At 45.4% G+C, this 11949-nt stretch carries 10 protein-coding genes; 8 read left to right on the forward strand and 2 right to left on the reverse strand.

The window, feature by feature from the left end:
• Nucleotides 1-81: 81 nt before the first annotated feature.
• Nucleotides 82-591: a PTS glucose transporter subunit IIA gene (gene crr / locus FKQ60_RS03605; protein ID WP_004395712.1), complete on the forward strand. Its 510-nt coding sequence runs from the start codon at nt 82-84 to the stop codon at nt 589-591.
• 90 nt (nt 592-681) lie between these two features.
• Here the strand turns inward: crr and FKQ60_RS03610 are convergent, their stop codons facing one another.
• On the reverse strand, nt 682-1836 hold the full coding sequence (locus FKQ60_RS03610; RefSeq protein ID WP_170906029.1) for a 2-octaprenyl-3-methyl-6-methoxy-1,4-benzoquinol hydroxylase: 1155 nt from the start codon (nt 1834-1836) through the stop codon (nt 682-684).
• Nucleotides 1837-2068: 232 nt separating this feature from the next.
• Here FKQ60_RS03610 and miaB point away from each other — a divergent pair, with 232 nt between their 5' ends.
• The 5 genes from miaB to lnt all read left to right on the forward strand — a co-directional run bounded on the left by miaB (nt 2069) and on the right by lnt (nt 7888).
• Nucleotides 2069-3493, forward strand: coding sequence for a tRNA (N6-isopentenyl adenosine(37)-C2)-methylthiotransferase MiaB (gene miaB, locus FKQ60_RS03615; RefSeq protein WP_170906030.1), 1425 nt, complete (start codon nt 2069-2071; stop codon nt 3491-3493).
• Between the two features lie 117 nt (nt 3494-3610).
• A complete protein-coding gene (locus tag FKQ60_RS03620) occupies nt 3611-4696 on the forward strand; it encodes a PhoH family protein (protein ID WP_004395715.1) in 1086 nt (361 codons plus the stop codon).
• 2 nt (nt 4697-4698) lie between these two features.
• Nucleotides 4699-5163 carry an rRNA maturation RNase YbeY gene (gene ybeY / locus FKQ60_RS03625; RefSeq protein WP_170906031.1) on the forward strand — a complete coding sequence of 155 codons (465 nt, stop codon included), beginning with the start codon at nt 4699-4701 and terminating at the stop codon, nt 5161-5163.
• A 153-nt stretch (nt 5164-5316) separates the two neighbouring features.
• Entirely contained in the window at nt 5317-6216 is a 900-nt protein-coding gene (gene corC, locus FKQ60_RS03630) for a CNNM family magnesium/cobalt transport protein CorC (protein ID WP_004395717.1), read from the forward strand.
• Between the two features lie 160 nt (nt 6217-6376).
• Complete coding sequence (gene lnt, locus FKQ60_RS03635; protein WP_170906032.1) at nt 6377-7888, forward strand: apolipoprotein N-acyltransferase; 1512 nt, start codon at nt 6377-6379, stop codon at nt 7886-7888.
• Between the two features lie 69 nt (nt 7889-7957).
• On the opposite strand, the gene FKQ60_RS03640 is transcribed toward lnt, so the two are convergent.
• Nucleotides 7958-8428, reverse strand: coding sequence for a zinc ribbon-containing protein (locus tag FKQ60_RS03640; protein ID WP_170906033.1), 471 nt, complete (start codon nt 8426-8428; stop codon nt 7958-7960).
• Between the two features lie 121 nt (nt 8429-8549).
• On the opposite strand from FKQ60_RS03640, the gene leuS reads away from it, so the two are divergent.
• Entirely contained in the window at nt 8550-11126 is a 2577-nt protein-coding gene (gene leuS, locus FKQ60_RS03645; protein ID WP_170906073.1) for a leucine--tRNA ligase, read from the forward strand.
• Between the two features lie 222 nt (nt 11127-11348).
• Complete coding sequence (lptE, locus tag FKQ60_RS03650) at nt 11349-11942, forward strand: LPS assembly lipoprotein LptE (RefSeq protein ID WP_158138084.1); 594 nt, start codon at nt 11349-11351, stop codon at nt 11940-11942.
• Nucleotides 11943-11949 lie beyond the last annotated feature (7 nt).

An 11949-nucleotide genomic window follows, 5' to 3' on the forward strand; every position in this document is an offset into this window, starting at 1 on the left:
TATAAAAATAGTCGTCTATTGTTTGGGATTGGTATACTATACTGGTATAGAATAAATTTGAAACGTTAGGAGCATGACACAATGGGTCTGTTTGACAAACTTAAAAAGCTAGTCTCTGATGACAGCGCTGACGCAAGTGCAATTGAAATTATTGCACCGCTTTCTGGTGAAATTGTAAACATTGAAGATGTGCCAGATGTCGTGTTTGCCGAGAAAATCGTTGGTGATGGTATTGCGATTAAACCTACTGGTAACAAAATGGTTGCTCCAGTAAACGGGACTATCGGTAAAATCTTCGAAACGAATCACGCATTCTCTATTGAATCTGACGATGGCGTTGAGCTGTTTGTTCACTTCGGTATTGATACCGTTGAATTGAAAGGCGAAGGCTTTAAGCGTATCGCTCAGGAAGGCCAATCAGTAAAAGTGGGTGACACAATTATTGAATTCGATCTTGCTTTGCTAGAAGAAAAAGCCAAATCAACACTGACTCCGGTTGTTATCTCTAACATGGATGAGATTAAAGAACTGAGCAAGTTGTCAGGTTCTGTGACGGTTGGTGAAACTCCCGTTCTTCGTGTAACTAAATAAGCGACTTATCGCTAACTTACACTCAAGACTTGAAACGAAACGCTGCCATCATGGCAGCGTTTTTGTTTTATCGCTCGCCATCTAACTCACTTACAAACCAAGCGCGTAGCGTAATACCTGCTGCTTAATCGGTCCCGTATAATCCGCCCCTTTCAATAAAGCATTGCGCATTACTTTTAAAGGTAATTTATCGTTACTGAATGTTTTATAAAATACATCCATGCCAGTTTGCATCAATAAGTTATCAGGGCGACGTTGACGCTGATACTGAGCAAAATGCGCTGCAGTGAACAATGAGGCTTCTTTTGTCACCGCTAATAATACTGAGACATCCTTAAAACCGAGATTAACCCCCTGCCCTGCAAGAGGGTTAATCGTGTGCGCGGCATCGCCGACTAAAATACACCCCTGCTTGACATAACACTGAGCATGACGACGAGTTAATGGAAAATGACCATGCTGCAACACCTCAATATCACCAAGCTCTTGTGGAAAATGGTTAAGGATCTCTTCTCTAAGTTGACTTAATGATAAACTCGCCAGTTGCTTAATTCGCTGTGGTGAGTCATACCATACCAATGAAGCCTGATGACCGGTTAACGGTAAAAACGATCGGGGTCCAGAAGGAAAAAACTGTTGCCAAGTAATGTCTTGTTGTGGTTTTTCCGTCACAACATTGATCAACATACAGTGTTGGCGATAATCCCAAGCCGTGATGCCAATTTGTGCCATTTTTCTCACTTGTGACTGAGCGCCATCCGCACCAATAATCCATTGGCTATGCAAAACCTCACCCGATTGCAAAGTGATCGTTTTGAGTTCAGTACTAAAATCAATATAATTGAGTTGATCGGGGCAAAATAGCGTCAGATTTGGATACAGTGCAAACTGCTCCCATAACCCCAATTGAAGGATTCGATTTTCAACCATAAAACCCAGTTGCGCTAATCCTAAAGAGTCACTCGAAAAACGAGTGCGACACTCTGGGTGCTCCCAAGTTTCTAAACGACGATAAGGACAGAGACGCATTTCTGCAATTGCCGACCAAGCGCCTAAGGATTGTAATAAATCAACAGAGGTTTGCGAGATGGCCGAAATACGCACATCCATCGGTTGCTCTGGCGAAAATGGCTGCGGAGCATAGCCTTCGACTAGCGCCACTCGTCGCCCTTGTTTTGCAAAGCCTAAAGCAGCGGCGGCACCGACCATTCCACCACCGACCACAACAACATCAAAATTATTCATGCTTGACCCTTTTGGGTTACTCTCTTTCTGGGTCCATTGTACGGAGTGAGTTTTTTTTTGCGAACATATTTGTCCTAAAACCTTGTATAAAACAGGGTAAAAACCCAGTAACAGCAACGGTTATAATTTATTTCTAACCCTAGTCAGTCACAAACGAAAGCAGTACAATACGCCGCTACCGTCGTGATGGCGGATCCTTATTTGAACAAACTATTGAACGAGCGAAAGTGAGATGAGTAAGAAACTGCTAATTAAAACCTGGGGCTGTCAGATGAACGAATACGATTCATCGAAAATGGCCGATTTGCTCAACGCGGCAAATGGTTATGAGCTAACTGAAGAGCCAGAGGAAGCAGACGTACTTCTACTTAATACCTGTTCAATCCGGGAAAAAGCCCAAGAGAAGGTCTTCCATCAACTCGGGCGTTGGAAAAATCTTAAAGACAAAAAACCAGGTGTCGTGATTGGTGTCGGCGGCTGTGTGGCAACCCAAGAAGGCGATCATATTCGTGAGCGCGCCCCGTTTGTTGATGTGATTTTTGGCCCACAAACCTTGCACCGCTTGCCTGAAATGATCAAGCAATCACAATCGACTGATGCACCAGTGATGGATATCTCTTTCCCTGAAATCGAGAAATTCGATCGCTTACCTGAACCTAAAGCAGAAGGCCCTACCGCTTTTGTCTCCATCATGGAAGGCTGCTCAAAATATTGTACTTACTGCGTCGTACCTTATACGCGTGGTGAGGAAGTGAGCCGTCCGATGGATGATGTGTTATATGAAATAGCACAATTGGCCGATCAAGGTGTGCGTGAAGTCAACCTACTAGGGCAAAACGTCAATGCTTATCGTGGACCAATGCACGATGGGACCATCTGCTCATTTGCTGAACTATTACGTTTAGTGGCTTCAATCGATGGTATTGACCGTATTCGCTTTACGACCAGTCACCCGCTAGAATTTACTGATGACATCATCGCGGTATACGAAGATACGCCGGAGCTAGTGAGCTTCCTGCATCTTCCAGTACAAAGTGGCAGTGATCGCATCTTAACCATGATGAAGCGCCCACACACGGCGATCGAATATAAATCGATCATCCGTAAACTGCGTAAAGCTCGTCCGGACATTCAAATCAGCTCTGACTTTATTGTTGGTTTCCCAGGCGAATCGGACAATGATTTCCAAGCCACGATGAAACTGATCAGAGACGTTGATTTTGATATGAGCTTTAGCTTTATTTTCTCACCTCGCCCTGGTACGCCAGCCGCCGATTACCCTTGTGATGTATCGGAAGAGACGAAAAAAGAGCGCCTATATGAACTTCAGCAACAAATTAATAGCCAAGCGATGCGCTATTCTCGTTTGATGCTTGATACTGAACAGCGTATTTTAGTCGAAGGCCCATCAAAGAAAAACTTGATGGAACTGCGCGGACGCACTGAGAATAACCGTGTTGTCAACTTTGAAGGCTCACCCGATCTGATTGGTCAATTCGTTGATGTGAAGATTGTTGACGTCTTCTCCAACTCCCTACGTGGTGAACTGATCCGTACTGAGTCGGAAATGAACCTACGCGTCGTTATTTCGCCTTCACAAATGATGGCAAGAACGCGCCGAGAAGATGCCTTAGGCGTTACTTCTTTCACGCCATAATATGGGGTAAATCCCCCTCATAATGACGTGTGAGGAAGATTGACGCTTTTGGTCACAACATTCCATGGCTAGCCGGTCACCATCGGCTACGCCATCATGATTTATTGAGAGGCCAATTTGAGCAATAAAATCGTTACCTTAGAGATCACTCTCGACCCTTCCGACAATCGCCGCTTAGCCAGCCTTTGCGGTCCTTTTGATGACAACATCAAGCATCTTGAGCGCCGTCTCGGTGTAGAAATCAACCATCGTAGCAATTTTTTTACTATTGTCGGTAAACCTCATACCGCCGCTGCCGCCTTAGAAATCATCAAAACGTTATACGTAGACACAGCCCCTCTGCAGGGCAACATTGCTGATATTGAACCTGAGCGTATTCATCTTGCGATCAAAGAAGCAGGCGTACTCGAACAAAATCACGAATCTTCCATCGCTTATGGTAAAGAAGTGTTCATTAAAACCAAAAAAGGCGTGATTAAGCCTCGGACACCAAACCAGGCTCAGTATTTAGTGAATATGGTCACCCACGACATTACCTTTGGGATTGGTCCAGCGGGTACGGGTAAAACCTATTTGGCGGTAGCTGCCGCGGTTGATGCTCTAGAACGACAAGAAGTGCGACGCATCCTTCTCACCCGACCAGCGGTAGAAGCGGGGGAAAAACTGGGCTTTTTACCCGGTGATTTAAGTCAAAAAGTTGATCCCTACTTACGTCCACTCTATGACGCTCTGTTTGAAATGCTCGGTTTTGAACGCGTTGAAAAACTCATTGAGCGTAATGTTATCGAAGTCGCGCCACTGGCGTATATGCGTGGACGCACGCTAAATGATGCATTTATCATCCTTGATGAAAGCCAGAACACCACCGTAGAACAGATGAAAATGTTCCTGACCCGCATCGGTTTTAACTCACGCGCGGTGATCACTGGTGACGTAACACAAATAGATTTACCCCGTGGTGCTCGCTCTGGATTACGCCATGCGATTGAAGTACTCAATGAGGTTGATGAAATTAGCTTTAACTTTTTCTTAGCTGACGATGTGGTTCGTCATCCAGTCGTTGCTCGTATCGTTAATGCTTATGAAAAATGGGAAGCTGAAGACCAAAAACAGCGTAAAATCAATGAGCAACGTCGTCGTGAAGAACGTGAACACACGAATATGACGCCAGCAGCAACATCGAACATTGAGGAATCTCATTAGTCATGTCTATCGAACTAGACTTACAAATTGCAGTTGAAGATGAGCAAGGCCTGCCTAGCTTTGACGATTTCCTGATCTGGTTTAGCGCCGCAGTAACGCCTTTTCAATCTCAAGCCGAAGTCACCATTCGTATTGTTGATCAAGCGGAGAGTCATCAGCTAAATTTAAACTACCGTGGCAAAGATAAACCGACGAATGTGCTATCTTTTCCATTTGAAGCCCCAGCGGAAATTGAGCTGGATCTACTGGGTGATTTAGTCATTTGTCGACAAGTCGTTGAGCAAGAAGCGCTTGAACAAGAGAAGCCTTTGATGGCTCATTGGGCGCATATGGTTGTACATGGCACTCTTCATCTGCTAGGTTATGACCATATTGATGATCAAGAAGCGGACGAGATGGAAGCCCTTGAGACAGAAATCATGCTAAACATGGGCTTTGATGACCCATATTTAGCGGAGAAAAACTAAGCCAATACGCCCCATTAACTCAGCGCTGTAGGTTAACCATTAGCATTAAGGTAACAACCACTGCACCGCTTGGTTAGTCGGGAACCGATTCATCGCGTATAAGCTTACATGTGAGCTATCACACATCTGATAGCGTTACCAATAAGAGAAATAATGAACGACGATAACTCGCCCTATTCGACCGAAGGAAAAAAAGAAAAATCTGAAGGTCCGAGTAGAAAGTCCTTCTTTGAACGCCTAGGTCAACTGTTTCAAACGGATCCTAAAGACCGTCAAGACCTGGTTGATGTGATCAGAGACTCAGAAATCAATGACCTTATCGATCACGACACACGCGACATGCTTGAAGGCGTGATGGAAATTGCGGAGATGAGAGTACGGGATATCATGATCCCCCGCTCACAGATGGTGACCGTTGAACGCACCCATGATATGGATACGCTGATTGCGATCATTACCGATGCTCAACACTCCCGCTATCCTGTTATCAGTGAAGATAAAGACCATGTCGAAGGCATACTTCTAGCGAAGGACTTACTCAAATACTTAGGCTCAAGCAGCGCCCCATTTAATATCGAAGAAGTCATTCGACCTGCCGTGGTGGTCCCTGAGAGTAAACGCGTTGATCGCCTATTAAAAGAGTTCCGTGAGGAACGTTATCATATGGCGATTGTCGTAGATGAGTTTGGCGGTGTATCCGGTCTAGTCACGATTGAAGATATTCTCGAAGAAATTGTCGGAGATATCGAGGATGAATTCGATGATGAAGAGCAACTGGATATTCGTAAATTAAGTAAACATACCTACGCCGTGAAAGCGTTAACGACCATAGAATCGTTTAACGAAACGTTTGGTACTTCGTTTAGCGATGAAGAAGTCGATACGGTTGGCGGTTTGGTGATGACGGCCTTTGGCCATTTACCTTCTCGTGGAGAGGTGATTGATATCGGCGGCTATAACTTTAAAGTCACTGCCGCTGACAGTCGAAGAGTCGTCCAACTGCAAGTCACCATTCCTGATTTACAAGCACTTCCAGAAACCATGGAAGAGTAGCTCGTTATCGAGAACCGCCAGTCACAGTGATTATCGAATCACTACCATTGAACCTTGACGCGAATCATCAACATAACGCTGACGATTCGCGTCAAACTTAAAGGTAACGATGCTGACTCAGGCTATCTCTGCCCGAATCACTTAATGAGAGCATGACTGGATGAAAGATGTTATTTCACGCCGCTTACAGCCTATCTTGGCTGTTTTTTTTGGCGCGCTGACCACATTAGCCTTTGCCCCTTATCAGATCTGGCCGATCGCCATTCTCAGCCCTTTAGCTTTATTGCTGCTTATTGAGAAGAAAACGCCCAAACAAGCTGCATTGCTCGGTTATGGCTGGGGACTTGGCCAATTTGGTGTTGGGATCAGTTGGGTATACGTCAGTATTGATACCTTCGGAGGCATGCCGAAAATTGCTGGCTTGCTACTGATGTTGTTACTTGTTGCCTATCTCGCCCTGTATAACGGCCTATTTGCTTGGGCTCTTAATCGTTTTTTCTCAACCACTCATTGGTCCCGTTTTCTCTTCGCCGTTCCCGCCCTGTGGCTGATCAGTGATTGGTTACGCGGCTGGGTAATGACCGGATTCCCCTGGCTATGGCTTGGCTATAGCCAGATCGACGGGCCGTTGGCCTCTTTCGCTCCTTTGGCGGGTGTTGAGCTATTAACATTATTACTGATGATCTGTGCTGGTTCATGCGCTTATGCTTGGCAAAACAAAGCTTGGCGCTACTTACTGCTGCCTATCGGTATTTTCATCATCGGTTTCGCACTTCGTTCGGTTCAATGGGTGATACCGCAACCAGAACGAGCCACTAGCGTAGCGATTATCCAAGGAAATGTTCAACAATCTTTAAAATGGCACCCCAACCAACGCTGGCCCACTATCATGAAATATACCGATCTGAGCCGTGAAAATTGGGATGCCGATATTATTATTTGGCCAGAAGCCGCCATCCCTGCTTTTGAAGTAGAAATTGGGTCATTTCTTAGCAATTTAGATTCAGCCGCACAAATGAACCAGAGCGCGGTCATCACCGGTATCTTAAACCATGATCAACAGGGGCATTATTTTAATAGTATTTTAGCGTTAGGTGAGACGGAACATACAGAATATCGCTACGATGTGACGCAACGCTATCACAAACATCACTTGTTGCCATTTGGTGAGTTTGTGCCCTTCGAAGAGTGGCTAAGACCACTGGCACCCCTGTTTAATCTACCCATGTCTTCGTTTAGTCGGGGAGATTATATTCAACCGAATATCATCGCTAAAGGATTCGCCTTCGCCCCCGCGCTGTGTTACGAAATCATCTTTAATGAACAACTTCGTGTAAATGTCACCGAACAAACCGATTTTTTGCTGACCTTATCGAATGACGCTTGGTTTGGTCACTCGATTGGCCCATTACAGCACATGGAAATTGCCCGTATGCGCGCCTTAGAACTTGGTAAGCCTCTGATTCGTTCGACAAATAACGGAGTCACCGCGATCACCGATCATTATGGCCGAATCACGCATCAAATCCCGCAATTCGAAACGGCAGTGTTGAGAGCCGAGATCATTCCGACTCGCGGACAGACGCCCTATCATCGACTAGGGAGCTGGCCACTCTATTTATGGGTTATTGTCAGCCTTGCCATAGGGATGGTCACGATTCGTCGATCTTAAAACCGGCATTAACAATTACTCTATCCTCAAGCGCCATATCGCGCTTGGGGTTCGACCTCTTGATTTTTGCTAAGGCTGCAAAGGCTGACGGCTAAATAATTTGTGGCCACAGCGCAGACAAGGAACAATTTCTGTCGGGTGATTGTACTCAACCTTATGATTGCAACTTTCACAAACTAAGATCCCCAAGCCAATCATTTCCCCGGCTTGATAAACACCTTGGTGCTGAAGATCTTGAAATAGCTCCACCCACTCTACTTTAGTTTTATCCGTAATATCCAACAGCCCTTGCCAGATAGAATTCGCAATCATTAAATAAAATGGCCCCGTTTTACTCTGCTCATATTGTTCAGAAAAGGCTTTTAAATCAGCTTTAACATAAGCCGAAATCAGCGCTAATTCATCTTGAGTCAGGTCATTGGCCGCTGCCACGACCTTACCCGACGTGTCTAAAATATGCTCTAACTCTTCTGGACTTTGTTTCAACGTTTCGAGCACTTCTTCTACTAACGCCTCATAACCTGCTTTCTGTTTTCGCATAAGTCACCTCGTTCAGTCGGATTGGCTATTGTTGTGCTGTGCTGCTTTAGGTATTCTATGTTGATCTATTAGTACCTGTTCGAACCGAACTCACAAATTCCAAGATAACCGGATGTCATCGATGCAAGATCAATATAACCCGCAAGATATTGAACAGAAAGTTCAACAGCACTGGGACAACAATAAAACCTTTGTTGTAAGTGAAGACCCAAATAAAGAAAAATTCTACTGTCTTTCGATGTTTCCTTATCCAAGCGGTCGACTGCACATGGGCCACGTACGTAACTACACGATTGGTGACGTCGTTTCTCGCTTCCAACGTTTACAAGGTAAAAACGTCATGCAACCGATTGGTTGGGATGCGTTTGGCTTACCGGCCGAGAATGCTGCAGTTAAAAATAAAACAGCGCCAGCACCATGGACTTACGAAAATATCCAATACATGAAAAACCAGCTCAAATTACTGGGCTTTGGTTATGACTGGAGCCGTGAATTCGCTACTTGCCGTCCTGAATACTACCGTTGGGAACAAGAGTTTTTCACCAAACTGTACGAAAAAGGGTTGGTTTATAAGAAAACCTCCTCAGTAAACTGGTGTCCTAATGACCAGACCGTACTCGCTAACGAACAAGTGGAAGATGGCTGCTGCTGGCGTTGTGATACGCCTGTTGAGCAAAAAGAGATCCCACAGTGGTTTATTAAGATCACCGCTTACGCGCAAGAATTGCTTGATGATTTAGATAACCTTGACGGCTGGCCAGAAATGGTTAAAACCATGCAACGCAATTGGATCGGCCGCTCTGAAGGGGTAGAACTGAGCTTCCAAGTTAAAGATCAGGTGCAAGATCTTGAAGTCTATACCACTCGCCCAGACACGCTGATGGGGGTTACCTATGTAGGTATTGCTGCCGCGCACCCGCTCGCGGTTCAAGCCGCTGCCAATAATCCGCAACTGGCGGCCTTTATTGAAGAGTGTAAAAACACCAAAGTTGCCGAAGCCGAACTCGCGACGATGGAGAAAAAAGGCATGGCGACGGGCCTGACGGCTATTCATCCTTTAAATGGCCGAGAAGTGCCTATCTATGTCGCGAACTTCGTGCTAATGCACTACGGGACTGGCGCGGTAATGGCCGTTCCTGCACACGACCAACGCGATTACGAATTTGCCACCAAATACGGCTTAGATATCATCCCTGTGATTAAGCCTGAAGATGGCAGCGAGTTAGATATCAGCCAGCAAGCTTATACAGAAAAAGGCGTACTGTTTGATTCTGGTGAATTCGATGGCCTAACTTTCCAGGCGGCTTTTGATGCCATTTCAGCAAAACTCGAAGCGCTAGGTAAAGGTAAAAAGACCGTTAACTTCCGTCTACGTGACTGGGGCGTTTCTCGTCAGCGCTACTGGGGTGCCCCCATCCCAATGGTCACCACTGAAGATGGTCAAGTTCATCCCGTTCCTGCTGACCAATTACCAGTGATCTTGCCTGAAGATGTCACTATGGATGGTGTAACCAGTCCGATTAAAGCCGATAAAACATGGGCTGAAACGACATTTAATGGTCAACCTGCACTACGTGAAACCGATACTTTTGATACCTTTATGGAATCGTCTTGGTATTACGCACGTTACTGCTCACCACAAGCAGACGATATTTTAGACCCAGCTAAAGCCAACTACTGGCTACCGGTGGATCAATATATCGGTGGTATTGAACACGCTTGTATGCATCTGCTCTACTCACGCTTTTTCCATAAACTATTGCGTGATGCTGGTTATGTCACCTCCGACGAGCCATTCAAACAATTGCTTTGCCAAGGCATGGTATTAGCTGACGCTTTCTATCATAGCAATGAGAAAGGCACTAAAGAGTGGATTTCGCCTACCGACGTTAAAGTAGAACGTGACGGGAAAGGCCGCATTATTTCAGCGGTTGATCATCAAGGTCGTCAAGTTGAACACTCAGGCATGATCAAAATGTCTAAGTCAAAAAATAACGGTATTGACCCACAAGAGATGGTTGATAAATACGGTGCGGATACAGTACGTTTATTTATGATGTTCGCTTCGCCTGCCGATATGACATTGGAGTGGCAAGAGTCTGGTGTTGAAGGAGCGAACCGCTTCCTAAGACGGGTATGGAAGCTCGTCGCTGAACATACCGCTAAAGGCGCTGCGGTTGCAGTACAAAGCGATACCTTAAATGCCGACCAAAAAGCGCTGCGTCGCGATGTGCATAAAACCATTGCTAAAGTGACTGATGATATTGCTCGTCGTCAAACCTTTAACACGGCGATTGCTGCGATCATGGAGCTGATGAATAAACTCACTAAAGCGCCACAAGAGTCTGAACAAGACCGAGCTATTTTGGATGAAGCGGCAAAAGCCATCACCTTAATGCTTTACCCTATCGCGCCACACATCTGTTTTGAAATGTGGCAAGCACTCGGCGAAGTCGATATTGACCAAGCGACGTGGCCGACTTACGACGAAACCGCATTAGTTGAAGATCAGAAACTGGTTGTCTTGCAAGTGAATGGTAAATTACGTGGTAAATTGACTGTTGCCGCTGACGCAACGAAAGAGCAGGTTGAAGCGCTTGGCCTACAAGATGAAAACGTACAGAAATTTACTGATGGTTTAACCATTCGTAAAGTCATTTATGTACCGGGCAAACTGCTCAACATCGTGGCGAACTAATCGCTAAGCTGACTGTCTGTATAGCCAAGCAACGTTAAGTTATCAGCTCATGGTCTGTGGTGGTCATCGATATAAAAACCGATCGAATGACCACCTTATTAGACCGAGCCACAACTTTTCGTTATCAGCACATAAACAGGGCTTACGCCCTGTTTACTTATCTCAGTTTATCGAATGCGGTAAGCTAAGATAAGTAAACTCACTGACGAGAACGAATACCCCATGCGTTTTATATTGCCTGTAACAACTCGACCTTTGTTGATTATTTTGTTGATCGCTTCAACTTTTATCGCTGGCTGCGGCTTCCATTTACGTGGAGACTATGACATTCCAGAAGAGTTAAGCATGATGTCTCTGACCAGTAACGATCAATACAGCACCTTAACACGGCTGGTCAAAGGTCAACTGCGCATGAACGAGATCCAACTCGTTGAGCCGGCGAGTAATGTAGCTAATTTGCATCTCAATGGTGAAAGTTTGAGTGAGCGAACCTTATCGCTGTATCAAAATACTCGCGCCGCCGAAAAAGAGCTGACCTTTAATACTTCTTATCGCGTCACTATACCAGAGGTTGGTACAAGAACGTTTTCCACCAGCGTGACTCGCAGTTACTTAGATAACCCACTGACTGCGTTAGCAAAATCTGCTGAACGAGAAATGATTGTCGATGAAATGCGTAAACTCGCGGCCAGCCAAATTATTCGCCAAATGGCACGCCTAAAGGCCAGCATTCCTAATGGGAGTTTTGAAGAGACTGACTCTAACGTCCAAACTCAATCTGAGCTTGATAACTCAAATACCATTAATATGTTATAGGGTTAAC

It is taken from the genome of Vibrio sp. A11 (assembly GCF_013048705.1).
GTDB classification, from domain to species: Bacteria; Pseudomonadota; Gammaproteobacteria; order Enterobacterales; family Vibrionaceae; genus Vibrio; species Vibrio metschnikovii.